At 67.5% G+C, this 16878-nt stretch carries 17 protein-coding genes and 4 tRNA genes; 12 read left to right on the top strand and 9 right to left on the bottom strand.

The genetic code is table 11. The annotated features are described in order from the left end of the window. Positions 1-70: 70 nt before the first annotated feature. The 4 genes from panC to pcnB are packed head-to-tail and all read right to left on the bottom strand — an operon-like array spanning position 71 to position 3622. Positions 71-910: a pantoate--beta-alanine ligase gene (gene panC / locus IAE58_RS16755; protein WP_108755916.1), complete on the bottom strand. Its 840-nt coding sequence runs from the start codon at positions 908-910 to the stop codon at positions 71-73. Then, the gene (panB, locus tag IAE58_RS16750) at positions 907-1722 is read right to left on the bottom strand and encodes a 3-methyl-2-oxobutanoate hydroxymethyltransferase (RefSeq protein WP_199934312.1); all 816 of its coding nucleotides are present in this window, start codon (positions 1720-1722) and stop codon (positions 907-909) included. Before panB ends, panC begins: the two co-directional genes overlap by 4 nt. Positions 1723-1756: 34 nt before the next feature. Further along, complete coding sequence (gene folK, locus IAE58_RS16745; RefSeq protein ID WP_199934311.1) at positions 1757-2242, bottom strand: 2-amino-4-hydroxy-6-hydroxymethyldihydropteridine diphosphokinase; 486 nt, start codon at positions 2240-2242, stop codon at positions 1757-1759. Between the two features lie 3 nt (positions 2243-2245). After that, complete coding sequence (gene pcnB / locus IAE58_RS16740; protein ID WP_199934310.1) at positions 2246-3622, bottom strand: polynucleotide adenylyltransferase PcnB; 1377 nt, start codon at positions 3620-3622, stop codon at positions 2246-2248. 50 nt (positions 3623-3672) lie between these two features. On the opposite strand from pcnB, the gene IAE58_RS16735 reads away from it, so the two are divergent. Continuing rightward, a tRNA-Glu gene (locus tag IAE58_RS16735) sits at positions 3673-3747 on the top strand. A gap of 382 nt (positions 3748-4129) precedes the next feature. Here IAE58_RS16735 and IAE58_RS16730 read toward each other — a convergent pair. Genes IAE58_RS16730 through xylB form a run of 3 tightly spaced genes read right to left on the bottom strand, consistent with a single transcriptional unit; the run spans position 4130 to position 8444 of the window. After that, on the bottom strand, positions 4130-5554 hold the full coding sequence (locus tag IAE58_RS16730; protein WP_199934309.1) for a sugar porter family MFS transporter: 1425 nt from the start codon (positions 5552-5554) through the stop codon (positions 4130-4132). Positions 5555-5586: 32 nt separating this feature from the next. Then, entirely contained in the window at positions 5587-6927 is a 1341-nt protein-coding gene (gene xylA / locus IAE58_RS16725; RefSeq protein WP_199934308.1) for a xylose isomerase, read from the bottom strand. Between the two features lie 23 nt (positions 6928-6950). Further along, positions 6951-8444 carry a xylulokinase gene (gene xylB / locus IAE58_RS16720; protein WP_199934313.1) on the bottom strand — a complete coding sequence of 498 codons (1494 nt, stop codon included), beginning with the start codon at positions 8442-8444 and terminating at the stop codon, positions 6951-6953. Between the two features lie 246 nt (positions 8445-8690). On the opposite strand from xylB, the gene fdxA reads away from it, so the two are divergent. Continuing rightward, positions 8691-9014, top strand: a complete 324-nt coding sequence (fdxA, locus tag IAE58_RS16715) for a ferredoxin FdxA (protein ID WP_108749264.1) — start codon at positions 8691-8693, stop codon at positions 9012-9014. Positions 9015-9152: 138 nt separating this feature from the next. Here fdxA and IAE58_RS16710 read toward each other — a convergent pair whose 3' ends face one another. Together IAE58_RS16710 and dapA are read right to left on the bottom strand one after the other, a co-directional pair. Continuing rightward, positions 9153-9689, bottom strand: coding sequence for a hypothetical protein (locus IAE58_RS16710; RefSeq protein WP_199934307.1), 537 nt, complete (start codon positions 9687-9689; stop codon positions 9153-9155). A 32-nt stretch (positions 9690-9721) separates the two neighbouring features. After that, a complete protein-coding gene (dapA, locus tag IAE58_RS16705) occupies positions 9722-10615 on the bottom strand; it encodes a 4-hydroxy-tetrahydrodipicolinate synthase (protein ID WP_199934306.1) in 894 nt (297 codons plus the stop codon). A gap of 165 nt (positions 10616-10780) precedes the next feature. Here dapA and IAE58_RS16700 point away from each other — a divergent pair, with 165 nt between their 5' ends. From IAE58_RS16700 to IAE58_RS16655, 10 genes are all read left to right on the top strand, one after another. Beyond that, entirely contained in the window at positions 10781-11341 is a 561-nt protein-coding gene (locus IAE58_RS16700; protein WP_005409051.1) for a glycine cleavage system protein R, read from the top strand. 79 nt (positions 11342-11420) lie between these two features. Continuing rightward, entirely contained in the window at positions 11421-11900 is a 480-nt protein-coding gene (locus IAE58_RS16695; RefSeq protein WP_108752764.1) for a peroxiredoxin, read from the top strand. An 81-nt stretch (positions 11901-11981) separates the two neighbouring features. Then, a complete protein-coding gene (locus tag IAE58_RS16690; protein WP_108749260.1) occupies positions 11982-13382 on the top strand; it encodes a PhoH family protein in 1401 nt (466 codons plus the stop codon). After that, positions 13379-13888 (top strand): hypothetical protein, encoded by a 510-nt coding sequence (locus tag IAE58_RS16685; protein ID WP_199934305.1) that lies wholly within the window; start codon positions 13379-13381, stop codon positions 13886-13888. The genes IAE58_RS16690 and IAE58_RS16685 overlap by 4 nt, the downstream gene beginning before the upstream one ends. Before the next feature lie 9 nt (positions 13889-13897). Continuing rightward, positions 13898-14566, top strand: coding sequence for a YoaK family protein (locus tag IAE58_RS16680; RefSeq protein ID WP_199934304.1), 669 nt, complete (start codon positions 13898-13900; stop codon positions 14564-14566). A gap of 97 nt (positions 14567-14663) precedes the next feature. Beyond that, a complete protein-coding gene (gene thiD, locus IAE58_RS16675; protein WP_199934303.1) occupies positions 14664-15473 on the top strand; it encodes a bifunctional hydroxymethylpyrimidine kinase/phosphomethylpyrimidine kinase in 810 nt (269 codons plus the stop codon). Next, positions 15470-16396: an alpha/beta fold hydrolase gene (locus IAE58_RS16670; protein WP_199934302.1), complete on the top strand. Its 927-nt coding sequence runs from the start codon at positions 15470-15472 to the stop codon at positions 16394-16396. Before thiD ends, IAE58_RS16670 begins: the two co-directional genes overlap by 4 nt. Continuing rightward, positions 16387-16463: transfer RNA gene (locus IAE58_RS16665), tRNA-Arg, on the top strand. The genes IAE58_RS16670 and IAE58_RS16665 overlap by 10 nt, the downstream gene beginning before the upstream one ends. A 70-nt stretch (positions 16464-16533) precedes the next feature. Then, a tRNA-Arg gene (locus IAE58_RS16660) sits at positions 16534-16610 on the top strand. 70 nt (positions 16611-16680) lie between these two features. Further along, positions 16681-16757: transfer RNA gene (locus tag IAE58_RS16655), tRNA-Arg, on the top strand. The last annotated feature ends 121 nt before the right edge of the window (positions 16758-16878 follow it).

Raw genomic sequence — 16878 nt, 5'->3', positions numbered from 1 at the left:
CCCATTCCGCGCCGACGGGCCCGGGGGGCGCGCCGGCCCCCCGCCCCCCCCGCTACCCATCGTGCGGAATTCAGAATTCCAGGTTGTCGATCAACCGTGTGCTGCCCAGGCGGGCAGCAATCAGCGCCACCCGGCCGCCGCCGTCGAAGGTCGGTTCGGCCAGCTCCGGCGTGCGCAGCACCGCGTAGTCGACCTGGAAGCCGGCAGCCTGCAGTGCGGCGGTGGCATCGGCTTCAATCTGCGCCCGCGTGTGCCCGGCCACATAGCCTTCGCGCATGCCCAGCAGGGTGCGGTGGATCGTGGTGGCCAGCGGTCGCTGCTGCGCATCCAGGTACTGGTTGCGCGAGCTCTTGGCCAGGCCATCGTCGTCACGCACGATCTCGGCACCGACGATCTGGATCGGGAAGGACAGCTCGGCCACCATCTGCTTGATCACCGCCAGCTGCTGGTAGTCCTTGCGGCCGAACACGGCGACGTCCGGCTGCACCTGCAGGAACAGGCGCGCCACCACCGTGCAGACGCCATCGAAGTGGCCCGGGCGGCTGGCGCCTTCCAGCACTTCGCTCACGCCGGGGGCGTGCATCTGCGTGGTCTTGTCCACGCCCAGCGGGTACATCGCCTCGACGCTGGGCAGCCACACCGCATCGCAACCGACCTGCTCCAGCCCGGCCACGTCGGCCTCGGGCGTGCGCGGGTAGCGGCTGAAATCTTCGTTCGGCCCGAACTGGGTCGGGTTGACGAAGATGCTGGCCACCACTTTGTCGGCGTACTGCCGGGCCAGGGCCACCAGCGAATGGTGCCCGCCGTGCAGGTTGCCCATGGTCGGCACCAGCGCCACGCGCAGGCCCTGCTGCTTCCACTGGGCGATCTGTTCGCGCAGTGCGCCAAGTTCGTTGAAGGTCTGGATCATTGGGCGTAGGCGTGCTGTTCGCCGGGGAAGCTGCCGTCGCGCACGGCGTCGGCGTAGGCGCGGGTGGCACCGGCCACCGAACCGCCTTCGGCCAGGAAGTCCTTGACGAACTTCGGACGGCGGTGGCCGCTGTCCAGGCCGATGAAATCGTGCAGCACCAGCACCTGGCCATCGCAATGCGGGCCGGCGCCAATGCCGATGGTCGGTACGTCCACTGCGGCGGTCACTTCAGCCGCCACCGGGGTCGGCATGCATTCGAGCACGATCAGGGTGGCACCGGCGGCGGCCACGGCCTTTGCGTCTTCCACCAGCTGGCGCGCGGCATCGCCACGGCCCTGGATCTTGAAGCCGCCCAGGCGCAGCACCGACTGCGGGGTCAGACCCAGGTGCGAACACACCGGAATCTCGCGCTCCACCAGGTAGCGCACGATGTCGACCTTGAAGCCGGCACCTTCGATCTTGACCATCTCGGCACCGGCCTGCAGCAGCTGCAGCGAGGCGTCCAGCGCACGTTCCGGGGTGGCATCGGCGCCGAACGGCAGGTCAGCCACCAGCAGCGCCCGCTGCAGCACGCGCGACACCGCACGGGTGTGGTAGACCATGTCCGCCACGGTCACCGGCAGGGTGGAATCGTGGCCCTGCACGACCATGCCCAGCGAATCGCCGATCAGGATCAGGTCCACGCCATTGGCGTCGAAAGTGCGGGCAAAGCCTGCGTCGTAGGCGGTCAACATGACCAGCTTCTGGCCATTGCGCTTGGCTTCGGCCAGCGCGGGTACGGTCCAGGGCTTGCTGTCTGCGTGGGTGCTCATGTGCTGATAACCGGGGGAGATAACCCGGGCATTATCACCCTATCGGCGCGATCCCGCAGGCATCGACCCGCATCACTGCGTCCTGCACGCTGCCATGGCCGGGAATGGTCAGTTCCGGCGCGATTTCCGCCAGCGGCACCAGCACGAAGGCGCGCTGGTGCAGGTACGGATGCGGCACCTGCAGCGCAGGCACGTCCACGGTCTGCTGGCCGTACAACAGCAGGTCCAGATCCAGCGCGCGCGGCCCCCAGTGCACGGCCGGGTCGCGCACCCGGCCGAACCGCTGCTCCAGCGCCAGCAGGGCCTGCAGCAGGTCCAGCGGCGCCAGCGCGGTATCCACGGCCGCCACCGCATTGACGAACGGCGGCTGGTCTTCGTTGCCCCAGGCCGGGGTGGCATACAGCTGCGACGCCCGCTGCAGGCGGGTGCCGGCCAGCGTGTCCAGCGCGGCAATCGCCGCGCGGACCGTGCCCGCCGCATCGCCCAGGTTGGCACCCAGGCCTATCCATGCAACGGCCATGACTTACTCGGCGGCGCCGCCCGGGCCACCGCTGCGACGGCGGCGACGGCGACGCTTGCGCGGCGCCGCGCCCTCTTCGTCGCCGCCCTCGGCGTGCATGGCATCGAGCGAGTGTTCCAGCTCGTTGCCCGACTGCGCCTGCGCCTCGCGCCAGAACTGCACATCGGCCTCGTGCTCGGCCGAGGCCACCTGGCGCAGCGACAGGAAATCGAAGGCCGCACGGAAGCGCGGATGGGTCAGCGTGCGGAACACGCGCTTGCGCTGGCGCGAACTGAAGCGCGACTGCAGCAGCCAGATTTCCTGCATCGGCAGCGAGAACCGGCGCGGCAGGGCGATGGTGCTCAGCTGCTGCACCGTGACCCGGTCGGCGGCGCGCCGCTGCGCTTCTTCCGGGGCCACGCCCTGCTTGAGCAGGGTGGCCTGGGCACGGCAGTAGGCCGGCCACAGCAGCAGCGCGAACAGGAACGCAGGCGAGACCGGTTCGTCGTTGGCCACGCGCGCATCGGTGTTGGCCAGGCCTTCCACCAGCATGCGGCGCAATGCGCCGGTACGGTTCGACTTCAGCGCCTTGGCGCTTTCCGGGAACAGCACGTCCAGCAGGCCGTAGCGCTCCAGCCCTTCGAAACTGGCCACGCCGTGCCCGGACAGGAACAGCTTCAGCACCTCTTCGAACAGACGTGCCGGGGCCGCTTCGTTGAGCAGGCCAGCCAGCTGCGGGATGGGCGCGGCGGTGCCCTGTTCGATCTGGAACCCGAGCTTGGCGGCCAGGCGCACCGCGCGCAGCATGCGCACGGGGTCTTCGCGGTAACGCTGTTCGGGATCGCCGATCAGCTTCATCAGGCGTGCCTGCACGTCCTCGAAGCCGCCGACGTAATCGCGCACCGAGAAATCCTCGATGGCGTAGTACAGGGCGTTGCAGGTGAAATCGCGGCGCACGGCGTCGTCTTCGATGGTGCCGTAGACGTTGTCGCGCACCAGCATGCCGTTTTCCATTTCGCGGTCGCCGCTGCCGTCATCGCTGTTGGCACGGAAGGTGGCCACTTCGATGATCTCGCGGCCGAAGACCACGTGGGCAAGGCGGAAACGGCGGCCGATCAGGCGGCAGTTGCGGAACAACTGCTTGACCTGTTCGGGCGTGGCGTCGGTGGCCACGTCGAAATCCTTGGGTTGGCCGTTGACCAGCAGGTCGCGCACTGCGCCGCCCACGAGGTAGGCGCCGAAACCGGCATCGCGCAGGCGATAAAGCACGCGCAGGGCGTTCGGGCTGATCTCCTTGCGGGAGATCGTGTGCTGGTCGCGCGGAATGACGCGCAGGCTGAACGGAGATGGAGCAGGGGAAATGATGTTGGCGCTTCCGGTTGAAGTTTCGGGATTGCCCATTGGCATCGAGGTACCTATACTACCGCTCCTGCCTCGGCAGCGACATACATGCTCCCTTCGTCTAGTGGTTAGGACGTGGCCCTCTCAAGGCTAAAACAGGGGTTCGAGTCCCCTAGGGAGCACCAGTCGCCGCAGCAGGAACCGAAAAAGCCCGCCAATGTGCGGGCTTTTCTGTTTTCCGGGGTTCACTGCTCCGGACGCTTGGTCGCTGTAGCGCCTGCCTGTTGCTGCGTTCGAGGGGGCGGGCCACCCTGGCCTGGACACGCCAAAGCCCATCCGTGGTGCTCGGTGGCGCCATCCATGGCGCCAACGGTCCAGGCCAGGGTGGCCCGCCCCCTCCTGACAGTTTCCCGCGGCGGCGGCACGAACAGCCCCGCTCCTCCGCAGCCCATTCAATCCCGACGCGCAGACCTGCGTCCGCCTCCCATGTGTCGAAAGGCGGCTTGCCTGCCCCCTCCCCCACGAAGACGGGAGGCGCGAACGCAGCGCCTCCGAAGCCAAAGCCCGTCAGCCTTCCATCTGCTCCAGTTCCTTGCCCTTGGTTTCGCGAACGTAGCGGACCACGAAGAAGATGGAGAGGAAGGCGGCCACGGTGTAGATGCCGTATGCGCCAGCCAGGCCGATGCCGGCCAGCAGCATCGGGAAGGTGACGGTGATGGCGAAGTTCGATGTCCACTGCGCCGCACCGGCCACGGCCAGCGCCGAGCCGCGGATCTGGTTCGGGAACATTTCGCCCAGCATCACCCACATCACCGGGCCCCAGGACATGTTGAAGAACACCACGTAGACGTTGGCCGCCACCAGCGCCAGCCGGCCCATGCCATCGGACAACTGCAGGCGCCCGTCCACCAGGCTGCCACTGGCGAACGCCACCACCATCAGCGCCAGCGATACCGCCATGCCCACTGAGCCGATCCACAGCAGCGGCTTGCGGCCGATCCGGTCGATCAGCAGCACCGTCACCAGGCAGGCGCCGATGCTGAGCGCGCCGGACAGCACGTTGATCAGCAACGCGTCGTTTTCCGAGAAGCCCACCGCCTGCCACAGCACGGCCCCGTAGTAGAACACCACGTTGATGCCCACCAGCTGCTGCAGCACCGCCAGGCCGATGCCCACCCAGACGATGCCACGCAGCTTGCCGCTGGCCTTGTCCTTCAGGTCGGCAAATGTCGGCCGGTGCTGGTCCTGGGCCAGGCTGCCCTCGATCTCGCCGCGCTTCACCCGTGCTTCGGCCGACCCGTACAGGCGGGCCAGTACCGCTTCGGCCTGCGCGTGCCTACCCTTTGCCACCAGGAAACGCGGGCTCTCGGGAATGGTCAGCAGCAGCACCAGGAACAGCAGCGAGGGAATGGCCTGCATCCAGAACATCCAGCGCCAGGCCTCCTGCCCTAGCCACAGCGGCTCGGTGGACGCACCGGCCGCGCGTGCCAGCAGGTAGTTGCTCAGGAAGGCGGCAAACAAGCCACTGATGATCGCCATCTGCTGCACGGTGGCGAGCTTGCCGCGATAGCGCGCCGAGGCGACTTCGGCAATGTAGGCCGGCGACATCACGCTGGCCGCGCCCACCGCGAAGCCGCCGACCATGCGCGCGGCCACGAACAGCCACGATGCATGTGCTGCGCCAGCACCCAGCGCCGACAGCAGGAACAGCACCGCCGAAATGATCAGCACGCTGCGGCGGCCCAGCAGGTCACCCAGACGCCCGGCCACGAAGGCACCGATGGCGCAGCCCAGCAGCATCGAGGCCACCTCGAAGCCCAGCGCTGCCTCGCTGGAATTGAATGCCTGGCGCAGGCCATCGACCGTACCGTTGATCACCCCGCTGTCGAAGCCGAACAGGAAGCCACCGAGGGTGGCCACGCAGCTGATCAGGACGATGAAAGCGGTGTTTTCGCCGCGGCTGCCGGCGCTTGCAGGAATCGCTGTGGACATGGGTTCATCCGCGAAGGGAAAGGGCCTGCTGCTCAGCGCAGCAGGTACTGGTTCAGCAGGTTCTCATAGGCTTCCTGCCGTCCGCTACGCTGGCGCGGCTGGCCGCTCTGTTCGGCCAGCGCGCACAGCGCATCCAGGCCCAGCTGGCCGGCCGCGAACGCCTGGCCCGGGCCCTGGTCGAAGCTGGCGTAGCGCTCGCGCCGCCACTGTTCCAGCGGCGACTGCTGGAGCAGCGCATGGGCCACTTCCAGCCCGCGGGCGAAGGCGTCCATGCCGCCGATGTGGGCCAGGAACAGATCCTGCGGGTCGGTTGATTCGCGCCGCACCTTGGCATCGAAGTTCAGCCCGCCATGGCCCAGCCCGCCCTGCCGCAGCACCACCAGCATCGCCCCGACGGTGTCGTACAGGTCGGTCGGGAACTGGTCGGTATCCCAGCCATTCTGCGGATTGCCCCGGTTCGCATCGATGCTGCCCAGCAGCCCGGCATCGGCCGCCACCTGCAGGTCGTGGGCGAAGGTGTGGCCGGACAGCGTGGCGTGGTTGGCTTCGATGTTCAGTTTGAAGTCCGCATCCAGGCCATGCTGGCGCAGGAAGCCGACCACGGTGGCGCTGTCGAAATCGTACTGGTGGTGCATCGGCTCCATCGGCTTCGGCTCGATCAGGAACGTGCCTTCGAAGCCGATGCTGCGGCCGTGGTCGCGTGCCACTGCCAGGAACCGCGCCAGGTGGGCCTGCTCACGCTTCATGTCGGTGTTCAGCAGGCAGGCATAGCCTTCGCGGCCGCCCCAGAACACGTAGTTGCTGCCGCCCAGGGCCACGGTGGCTTCCAGCGCGGCCTTGACCTGCACGGCGGCGCGCGCCACCACGGCGAAGTCCGGATTGGTCGCCGCACCATTCATGTAGCGCGGGTGCGAGAACAGGTTGGCCGTGCCCCACAGCAGCTTCATGCCGGTCTGCTGCTGGCGCTGTCCGGCCAGGTCCACCATGTGCGCCAGGTTGGCGCGGTACTCACCGATGTCGTCGGCGTCGGGCGCCAGGTCCACGTCGTGGAAGCACCAGTACGGCACGCCCAGCTTGGTGAAGAACTCGAAGGCGGCATCGCAGCGCGCTTCGGCCCGGGCCAGCGGCGTATCGCCCTGGTCCCAGGGGTAGGCACGGGTGCCCGGCCCGAACGGGTCCTGGCCGGCGCCACAGAAACTGTGCCAGTAGGCCACGGCGAAACGCAGGTGCTCGGCCATGCTGCGCCCGCCGATCTGCCGCTGCGCGTCATAGACCTTGAAGGCCAGGGGATTGTCGGAGTCGCGGCCCTCGAAGGGGATGCGACCGATGCCGGGGAAGTACTCACGCTGACCAACATGGAACGGGGTTGCCATGGACGATGCTTCCTTCTTCGGGATCAGGGCAGGCGCTGCTGGAACAACGGCGTCAGTGCCTGCAGGTGGTGGACGAAACGCTGGTAACCGGCCTGGTACAGGGCGCCGCGCGCGGCATCGGGCTGCGCAGCCTGGCCGGCATCGAACTGAAGGTGCTCATCGACCAGATCGGCCAGTGCCCCGCCCTGCCCCTCGCACAGCCACAGCGTCTGCAGTGCAGCGCCGAACGCGGCGCCTTCGGCCTGCACGGGCACGACCACGGGCAGCTGGAACAGATCGGCGATCATCTGCCGCCAGCCGGGGCTGTTGGCGCCGCCGCCAGTCAGCACCAGGCGCTGGCCCTGCAGCCCGCCCTCGACCAGGGCGTCGTAGCCCAGGCGCAGGCTGTAGCTGGCCCCTTCCATCGCAGCGCGATAGAGGTTGGCCGGGCCCAGGTTGTGCAGGTCCAGTCCGTGCAGGGCGCCGCGCGCCAACGGCAGGTCCGGGCTGCGTTCGCCATTGAAGAACGGCAGCATCACCAGCCCGTCGGCGCCGGGCGCGCTCTGCGCCAGCAGGTCTTCGCACTGCGCGGGCGACTGCCCCAGCAGCGCGGCCGCCTGGCCGGTGGCCACCGTGCAGTTCATCGTGCAGATCAAGGGCAGCCAGCCACCGTCGGAGGCGCAGAACGCCGCCCAGCGTCCCTGCGGATCGATGCGCGGCGTGGCACTCCAGCCAAACAGGGTGCCCGACGTGCCCAGGCTCATGCTCAGCCGCCCTTCGCGCACCGCGCCGGTGCCGATGGCCGCCATCATGTTGTCGCCACCGCCGACCGCCACGCGGGTGTCGGCAGGCAGGCCCAGCAGCGCCGCCACCGCGGGCAGCAGGGTGAACCCCTGGTCCGGCGCGACCAACGGCGGCAGCAGTCCGGCCAGATCGCGCCGCTCATCGGTGGCGGCCAGCATCGGCGCCGACCAGCTGCGCCGGCGCACATCCAGCCAGCCGGTACCGGAGGCATCGCCGGCCTCCATGAAGCGCTGGCCGGTCAGCCACAGATTCAGGTAATCATGGGGCAGCGCGATGCCGTCCAGTGCCGCATCGACCTCCGGCCGGTGCTGGCGGGTCCAGCGCAGCTTGGAGGCGGTGTAGCCCACGCGCAGGTCGTTGCCGGTTTCGGCAATGCAGGCCGCCACCCCGCCCATGGCCGACACGATCTGCGCGCACTGCTCGCTGCTGCTGGTGTCGCACCACAACTTCACCGGCCCCAGCGCGCGGTTGTCCGCGCCCAGCGGTACGAAGCCATGCTGCTGGCCGGAAACGGCAAGCCCGCGCACCCGCGCGCGCAGGCTGCCCGGCAACGCCTGGATGGCCTGCACCAGCGCCTGCACCCAATCGGCTGCGTTCTGCTCGCGCCCGCCGTCGTCGGTTGCGGTCAGCGACAACGGCCGCGCCTGCTGCGCCAGCACCTGCCGTGCCTGCGCGTCGTAGGCCAGTACCTTCACACTCTGGGTGCCGGCATCGATGCCCAGATACACGCTCATGCCCTGCCCTTCGCTGCGATCCGCACTGTTACCCGCCAGATGTCCACCGATGGACATCGAGTCTGCCGGGGCGGTCGGCGGCTTGGCAATGTGCACTGCGGCAAAGCGGGCCGGGATGGCGCCAGATGGCAACCGGCAGCAAGCGGGCAATTGATGCGTTTCAGCGCGCCGAAGCGTGCAACGGCAGCGCGCGCGGTCAACCTGTTCTAGAATTGTCCGCTTGAAGACGGATCTGCCTCCCCCCTTATGCCCTTTGTCGTCACCGAAAACTGCATCAAGTGCAAACACACCGATTGCGTGGAAGTGTGCCCCGTGGATTGTTTCCACGAAGGCCCGAACTTCCTGGTGATCGACCCGGACGAGTGCATCGACTGCACCCTCTGTGAGCCGGAGTGCCCGGTCAACGCGATCTTCCCCGAAGACGATGTGCCCGCCGGCCAGGAAGTGTTCGTGGGCCTGAATGCCGAGCTGGCGCGTGAGTGGCCGGTGCTGACCGTGCGCAAGGACCCGCCCGCCGATGCCGGCGACTGGGACGGGAAGCCGGACAAGCTGAAGCTGCTGGAGCGCTGAGGCGCCAGCGATTGCAAGGAAAAAGGGCGCCCACGGCGCCCTTTTCATTGGTAGCGCCGGGCCATACCCGGCGGAACCTGATCCGCGCTGCGCGCGCGCCGGGCATGGCCCGGCGCTACCCGGCGCGGGTACTGGCGCTTACTGGGCCAGCTTGGCCTTCAGTGCGGCGATCAGCTTCACCGGCGCTTCGGCGGTGGCCGGCAGGCCACGCGGGTCGACGGCCGAAATGTATGCGCCGGCATCGACGGCCACCACGCGCACCAGGAAGTTGCTGCCTTCGTAGGCCACGTCGTACGAGCCCAGCAGCTGCGCACGGGTCGCGATGGTCACGCCTTCCAGGCCTTCCAGCGCCGTGCCGACCTTGGTGAAGGCCTCATCCTTGCTGCCCGGCACGATGAAGCCGGTGTTGTTGACAGCCGGCGCCGCAGCGGCGGCCGGTGCAGCCGGGGCCATCGGGGCGGCCTGCTGCGGGGCTGCGCCCAGCACCGGCATCTGGTTGCTGCCAGCACCGGCCGGCAGGTTCAGGTCCGGCGGCACTTCCAGCGGACGCATTTCCGGGGCCAGGGCGTAATCGCCCTTGGCGCCGCGCTTGAAGCAACCAGTGGTACCGGCGGCAACGGCGACGGCAAGCAGGGCGTAGGACAGCACGCGGACAGTGGAAACGGATTGACGCATGTGGATCTCCTGGATCAGGCCACGACGACAGGTCAGTGGCTGGAAAGGGCTTCAAGGGCGGCAATGTCGCCGGCAAGGTGGTCGGCGGCCGGCGCGTGCTCGGCCGACAGCGGCAGCAGCGGCAGGCGCAGATCGTGGCCGATGCCGATCCGGCGCAGCAGCGCCTTCACCGGAATCGGGTTGGGCTCGACGCCACAGAAATCGTGGAACGGCTGCAGGCGGCCATCCCACGATTCGGTGGCTTCATGGTCGTGGGCGGCAGCCAGCGCGCACATGCGGCGGTAGGCACCCGGCAGCGCGTTGGAGCCGACCGAGACCAGGCCATCCATGCCGGCCTGGATCGAGCGGGCGGCAGTACCGTCATCGCCACTCAGTACGGCGAAATCCGGGGCCGACAGCGCCAGCAGCGCCTGCACCCGGCCGGTGTTGCCCACCGCTTCCTTGATGCCGACGATGTTCGGATGGCGGGCCAGTTCGGCCACGGTCTCCGGCAGCATGTCGCAGCCGGTACGGCCGGGCACGTTGTACAGCACCACCGGCAGGCCACCGTGGTCGGCCACGGCACGGAAGTGCGCGATCAGGCCGGCCTGGGTCGGGCGCACGTACGGCGGCGTGACCACCAGCGCATGGCTGGCGCCCAGCGCAGCGGCGCGGCGGGTCTGTTCGATGGTCTTGGCGGTGCCGGACAGGCCGGTGCCGGCCAGGACCGGAATGCGCCCGCCGATGCGCTCGACCGCACTGGCCAGCAGCTGGTCGTACTCGGCATCGGACAGGGTGGCGGCTTCGCCGGTGGAGCCAGCGACGACAACGCCCTGGACGCCCGCCTCCAGCTGCAGGTGCAGCAGGCGCTGCCAACCGTCGGGATCGAGGGAGCCGTCGGCCCGGAACGGGGTCGCCAGCGCAGTGATGAGGCCGGAAAGGGACAAGGACGTGCTGCTCTTGGCTGGGAAGGGAAACGCCCGCCACGACTGGACGGGGGCGACCTGAATGTTACTTGCGGCGCGAAACCACGGGCAAGTATGCTGGACACCGGTGGATTCCCGCCCCCCGGCGGGCATTCAGACTCACCCCAAGCATTACCCGGAATCGCCTTGACCGACACCACCCCGCGCCCCGCGCCGAGCGAAAACCACCTCCTGATCAACGCCTATACGACGCATCCGGAGTCCCCCCTGCTGTCTGTCACCCGCCGCATCGCCGACAGTGGCTGCAATCTGGTCGACGCCCGCCTGGCCACCGTTGGCCGCGATGTCTCGGTGACCGCGCTGGCCACCGGCTCCTGGGATTCGGTGGCCAAGCTGGAAGCCATGCTGACCCGGCTGGAGCGCGAGGAAGGCCTGAAGCTGGTCTGGTACCGCACCGCCGCCAAGCAGGCGCAGTCCAACCTGCTGCCCTACATCGTGGAAGTGATCGCCGCCGACAAGCCGGGCATCCTGTTCCAGCTGGCCGATTTCTTCGACCGCCAGGGCATCACCATCGAGAACCTGCAGAGCACGCGCTACCGCGCCATGCAGACCGGCGCTGAAATGTTCAGCGCGCAGGTGACCATCGGCGTGCCGGCCAACATGCACATCGCCGCGCTGCGCGATGACTTCCTTGAATTCTGCGACCACTTGAACCTGGACGCGATCATGGACCCGATGAAATTCTGATTCTTCGCGCGCCTCTCACGGGCGCGTGGCGTTTCATGCAATTGTCGTAGAAACAACCCAGGCTCGACAGAAGGACCTCATGAACAACGGCGATACCCTGGACAGCACCACCCTTTCCCTGCCGCTGGCCCTGTCCGGCGGCCACCACGCCACCCTCGGCGACTACGCCGGCCAGTGGCTGGTGCTGTACTTCTACCCCAAGGACAGCACCCCGGGCTGCACCACCGAAGGCATCGACTTCAACGCGCTGCTGCCCGAATTCAAGAAGGCCGGCGCGGTCGTGCTCGGCGTCTCCCGCGATTCGGTGAAGTCGCACGACAACTTCTGCGCCAAGCAGGGTTTCAACTTCCCGCTGGTCAGCGATGGCGATGAAGCCCTGTGCAGCGCCTTCGACGTGATCAAGCTGAAGAACATGTACGGCAAGCAGGTACGTGGCATCGAGCGCAGCACCTTCCTGATTTCACCCGACAGTCGTATCGTGCAGGCATGGCGCAAGGTCAAGGTTGCTGGCCACGCCGATGCCGTCCTCGCCGAACTCAAGGCCGCCCAAACCAAGTGAGTCCCATCGCCCACTCTGTCCGCCACCACCCTGCCCTGCAGGCTGTGGTGGTTTTTCCCTGTCCGTAACCAGGAAACGACGATGACCCGAGGCAAGCGCATCTACGTGCTGGATACCAACGTGCTGATGCATGATCCCACCGCGCTGTTCAAGTTCGAGGAACACGACGTCTACCTGCCCATGCAGGTGATCGAAGAGCTGGACAACGGCAAGAAGGGAACCTCCGAAGCAAGCCGCAACGCGCGCCAGGTAAGCCGCTTCCTCAACGAGCTGGTGCAGGAATCGGGCCTGGACAACCTGGCCGACGGCATTCCGCTGCAGCGCCCGAACGGGCTGCAGCTGCGTGGCAAGCAGAGCGCCGGCAAGCTGCGCTTCCAGACCAGCCACTTCGACGCCGGCAAGAGCTTCGGCAAGGTCATTCCGGACAACGCGATCCTCGGCGCGATCCTGGCGCTGAAGGAAGAGACCCCGGACCTGCCGGTGGTGTTCGTTTCCAAGGACATCAACCTGCGCATCAAGGCGGCCATCGCCGGCATCGTGTCCGAGGACTACGAGAACGATCGCGCGCTGGACGATTTCAGCCTGCTGTACACCGGCGCCACCGAGCTGCCCGAAGACTTCTGGAAGCGCCACGGCGAAGACCTGCGCAGCTGGAGCGACAAGGGCCGCACCCATTACGAAATCCAGGCGCAGGATGGCGAGGAGTGGTACCCGAACCAGTACGTCTACCTGCCCGGCGAAGACGAAGTGGAACTGCGCGTCAGCCGCGTGGTCGGCGACGGCAAGGTGGTGCTGTCGCTGGTCGATGACTTCCGCCACGGCAGCCACGCCGTGTGGGGCATCAGCGCGCGCAACCGCGAGCAGAATTTCGCACTGAACGCGCTGATGGACCCGGAGATCGATTTCGTCACCCTGCTGGGCACCGCCGGCACCGGCAAGACCCTGCTGGCGCTGGCCGCCGGCCTGGCCCAGACCATGGACCAGCAGCGCTACCGCGAAATCATCATGACCCGCGCCACGGTGAGCGTGGGCGAGGACATCGGCTTCCTGCCCGGCACCGAAGAAGAAAAGATGACGCCGTGGATGGGCGCGCTGACCGACAACCTGGAAGTGCTCACGCACAACCAGGAAGGCGGCACCTGGGGCCGCCAGGCCACCAACGACCTGCTGGCCAGCCGCATCAAGATCCGCTCGATGAACTTCATGCGCGGCCGCACCTTCCTGTCACGTTATCTGATCCTGGACGAGGCGCAGAACCTCACCCCCAAGCAGATGAAGACCCTGATCACCCGCGCCGGCCCCGGCACCAAGATCGTCTGCCTGGGCAACGTCGAACAGATCGACACCCCGTACCTGACCGAGACCACCTCGGGCCTGACCTACGCGGTGGACCGCTTCAAGAACTGGCCGCACAGCGCGCACATCACCCTGCGCCGTGGCGAGCGTTCGCGCCTGGCCGATTACGCTTCGGAGGTGTTGTGAACCGTTGCACCCGTCTGTTGCTGCCCACGGTGGCGATCGCCCTCGCCACCGCACTCGGCGCCTGCACCACCACGCGCGGGCCGGCCAGCGTACCCACCGCCGAACGCACCGGCCAATCGTGGGTGGTCACCCGCCCGGTCATCGCCGCGCAGGTGCTGGACACCTGCTCGCGGCCCAGCCCCGGCCGCGAGGCCGGTCGGGTTACGGGTTACTGGGCGCCCAGCCGGCAGCAGGTGGACCAGCTGGAGGCGAAACTGCCCTCGCTGGAAGCACAGGTGCCGCACGTGCTGGACTTCGACCGCCAGTACGTGGGCATTGAAAGCGCGGGGCAGCGGCTGATCTACATCAACGCGTTCCACCTGCCCGACGATGGCAGCGTGAATCCGGCCCGCGAAGCGATCCGTGTGTGCGATGGCGGTCGCCAGTTCTGGGGCGCGCTGTTCGACCCGGCCAGCAACGCCTTCAGCGACCTGCAGTTCAACGGCGGCAAGCTGTCCTCGCCCTGAGGCGGCGGCATGGGAATCCGCCTGCCCACCTGGGTCTGGATCGGCGCGGTCGCGCTCTCGTGCGTGGCCGGCATGGTCAACGTGGTTGGCTTCCTGGGCTTCGAGCACCAGGCGGTCAGCCACATGACCGGCAGCACCAGCCAGCTGGGCATCGCCCTGGCCCAGGGCGACTGGCGTGCGGTGGGTCATCTATGGGGCCTGCTGATCGCCTTCTCGCTGGGCGCCATGCTCAGCGGGTTGTTGATCCAGGACAGCACCCTGCAGCTGGGGCGACGCTACGGCGTGGCGCTGGCGATCGAATCCATGTTGCTGCTGGTGGCCATTCCGCTGTTTGAACAACAGCAGATCTGGGGCGCACTGGCCGCGGCCATGGCCTGCGGCCTGCAGAACGCCATGGCCACCACCTTCAGCGGCGCGGTGGTACGCACCACACACCTGAGCGGCATGTTCACCGACCTCGGCATCGGCCTGGGCCATCTGCTGCGCGGCCTGCCGCTGCAACTGCGGCGGCTGACCCTGAGCGGCCTGATCATCAGCGGCTTCCTGGCCGGCGGGGTAATCGGCGCCTGGCTGTTCATGCGCTGGCAGTACGACGCGTTGCTGGCCCCAGCGCTGCTGACCGGCCTGACCGGCATCGTCTATGTCGTGTACCAGCAATGGGCGCGCTGGCGGCATTGATGGGGTCAGATCCCCAGTAGATCCACGCCATGCGTGGATGCATTTCGCGTGAATGTGACAAGCCGCGGAGAACCCGCTTCTACGGCACAATCAGCCCATGAGCCCCCCTACGCCCGTTTCCGCCCTGACCATCGCCGGCTCCGATTCCGGCGGCGGCGCCGGCATCCAGGCCGATCTGAAAGCCTTTGCGGCCCACCGCGTGCACGGCCTGTCGGTGATCGCCGCACTGACCGCGCAGAACACCCGCGGGGTGACCGCAGTGCATGTGCCGCCGGTCGACTTCCTGCGCGCGCAGCTGGACGCCTGCTTCGATGATTTCGACATCCACGCGGTGAAGCTCGGCATGCTGGCCAATGCCGAGGTGATCAACGCGGTCGCCGAGGTACTTGAGCAACGCCGCCCCGCCCACGTGGTGCTGGACCCGGTGATGGTCGCCACCAGCGGCGCGCGCCTGCTGGAAGACAGCGCGCTGCAGGCACTGCGCGAACGCCTGATCCCATTGGCCACGCTGATCACCCCGAACACCCCCGAAGCCGAACTGCTGGTCGGCCACCGCATCGGCAAGGCCGCGCAGGCAGAACAGGCGGCGGCGGCACTGCTGGACCTGGGCGCCGGCGCGGTACTGCTCAAGGGCGGCCATCTGCAGGAAGGCAACCGTGTGGTCGATCGCTATTTCGACGGCGTCAGCAGTGAAGAATTCATCCATGCGCGATTGCCGCTGGATGCACACGGCACCGGCTGTACGCTGGCCTCGGCCATCGCCGCGCAGCTGTGCAACGGCCTGAGCCTGGGCAACGCCTGCGAAGCGGGCATCGACTACGTGGCGCGCGGGCTGCAGCAGGGCTATGCGCCTGGCCGCAGTGAGGTGCTGGTACTGGACCACTTCGGCGCGGCGCCGCACGCATGAGCGCGACGCCACGCACGTTCGCCGTGCAGAGCGGCGATGGCCACCAGTACGAGATCATCGCCTGCGTACCGCCGCAGCCGCTGGCCCGCCTGCTGTGGCTGCCGGCACTGGGCGTGGCCGCGCGCCATTACCTGCCGCTGGCGCAGGCGCTGGCCGCACGCGGCATTGCGGTGTACCTGCACGAGTGGCGTGGCAATGGCAGCAGCTCGCTGCGCCCTTCCAGGAAGGTGGACTGGGGCTACCGCGAGATTCTTGAACAGGATCTGCCGGCCAGCCAGGCCGTGCTGGAGCACGAAGACAACGAAGCAACGCTGGTGCCCTGGATCATCGGCGGCCACAGCCTGGGCGGGCAGCTGGCCTGCGTGCATGCGGGCCGCGTGCCGGATCGCTTCCAGCACCTGTGGCTGGCTGCCAGCGGCACACCCTTCTGGCGCGCCTTCCCGCCCCCGCGCGGGTGGCTGCTGCCGCTGTTCTACCGTTTCCTGCCCTGGATCGCGCGCCGCCAGGGCGTACTGCACGGCCGCCGCCTCGGCTTTGGCGGCACCGAAGCACGTGGGCTCATCGCCGACTGGGCGCGGGTGGGCCTGAACAACCGCTACGCCGCCGTCGGCATGGCCGAAGATCTGGAGGCGCAGCTGGGACGCATCCACGGCACCGCGCAGGCGGTGCTGATGGCCGATGACTGGTTCGCCCCGCTCGGTTCGATGCAGGCGCTGCTGGCCAAGCTGCCGAATGTGGCCTCACGCGTGCGCGTGCTGTCCGCGCACGAACTGGGTACGCGTGCCGATCACTTCGCCTGGATGAAGGCCCCGGACGCTGTGGCGGAAAGCTTTTTCATTCAGTTGAATGAAAATTTTCACAAAAGCGTTGACGTCGGGCGCCGACATCCGCATAATTCCGCTCCTGTCGCAGGGCGCCCGTAGCTCAGTTGGATAGAGTACCTGGCTACGAACCAGGCGGTCGGGAGTTCGAATCTCTCCGGGCGCACCACTCGACAGGCTTCCAGCATCCGCCGCTGGAAGATGCAGTAAAATGATGTAACAAATTGATTGTGTACCGCGCGCCCGTAGCTCAGTTGGATAGAGTACCTGGCTACGAACCAGGCGGTCGGGAGTTCGAATCTCTCCGGGCGCACCACTCGACAGGCTTCCAGCATCCGCCGCTGGAAGATGCAGTAAAATGATGTAACAAATTGATTGTGTACAGCGCGCCCGTAGCTCAGTTGGATAGAGTACCTGGCTACGAACCAGGCGGTCGGGAGTTCGAATCTCTCCGGGCGCACCACTCGACAGGCTTCCAGCATCCGCCGCTGGAAGATGCAGTAAAATGATGTAACAAATTGATTGTGTACCGCGCGCCCGTAGCTCAGTTGGATAGAGTACCTGGCTACGAACCAGGCGGTCGG

The sequence above is a fragment of the Stenotrophomonas sp. S49 genome (assembly GCF_016624905.1).
GTDB lineage: Bacteria > Pseudomonadota > Gammaproteobacteria > Xanthomonadales > Xanthomonadaceae > Stenotrophomonas.
Note: the sequence above shows the minus strand (reverse complement) of the source record. Positions and strands in the feature narration are given on the sequence as shown.

What these genes read in the sequence shown, in the direction of transcription:
- panC (WP_108755916.1), bottom strand. Translation starts at nt 910, where the DNA reads ATGATCCAGACCTTCAACGAACTTGGCGCACTGCGCGAACAGATCGCC.
- panB (WP_199934312.1), bottom strand. Translation starts at nt 1,722, where the DNA reads ATGAGCACCCACGCAGACAGCAAGCCCTGGACCGTACCCGCGCTGGCC.
- folK (WP_199934311.1), bottom strand. Translation starts at nt 2,242, where the DNA reads ATGGCCGTTGCATGGATAGGCCTGGGTGCCAACCTGGGCGATGCGGCG.
- pcnB (WP_199934310.1), bottom strand. Translation starts at nt 3,622, where the DNA reads ATGGGCAATCCCGAAACTTCAACCGGAAGCGCCAACATCATTTCCCCT.
- IAE58_RS16730 (WP_199934309.1), bottom strand. Translation starts at nt 5,554, where the DNA reads ATGTCCACAGCGATTCCTGCAAGCGCCGGCAGCCGCGGCGAAAACACC.
- xylA (WP_199934308.1), bottom strand. Translation starts at nt 6,927, where the DNA reads ATGGCAACCCCGTTCCATGTTGGTCAGCGTGAGTACTTCCCCGGCATC.
- xylB (WP_199934313.1), bottom strand. Translation starts at nt 8,444, where the DNA reads ATGAGCGTGTATCTGGGCATCGATGCCGGCACCCAGAGTGTGAAGGTA.
- fdxA (WP_108749264.1), top strand. Translation starts at nt 8,691, where the DNA reads ATGCCCTTTGTCGTCACCGAAAACTGCATCAAGTGCAAACACACCGAT.
- IAE58_RS16710 (WP_199934307.1), bottom strand. Translation starts at nt 9,689, where the DNA reads ATGCGTCAATCCGTTTCCACTGTCCGCGTGCTGTCCTACGCCCTGCTT.
- IAE58_RS16695 (WP_108752764.1), top strand. Translation starts at nt 11,421, where the DNA reads ATGAACAACGGCGATACCCTGGACAGCACCACCCTTTCCCTGCCGCTG.
- IAE58_RS16690 (WP_108749260.1), top strand. Translation starts at nt 11,982, where the DNA reads ATGACCCGAGGCAAGCGCATCTACGTGCTGGATACCAACGTGCTGATG.
- IAE58_RS16680 (WP_199934304.1), top strand. Translation starts at nt 13,898, where the DNA reads ATGGGAATCCGCCTGCCCACCTGGGTCTGGATCGGCGCGGTCGCGCTC.
- thiD (WP_199934303.1), top strand. Translation starts at nt 14,664, where the DNA reads ATGAGCCCCCCTACGCCCGTTTCCGCCCTGACCATCGCCGGCTCCGAT.
- IAE58_RS16670 (WP_199934302.1), top strand. Translation starts at nt 15,470, where the DNA reads ATGAGCGCGACGCCACGCACGTTCGCCGTGCAGAGCGGCGATGGCCAC.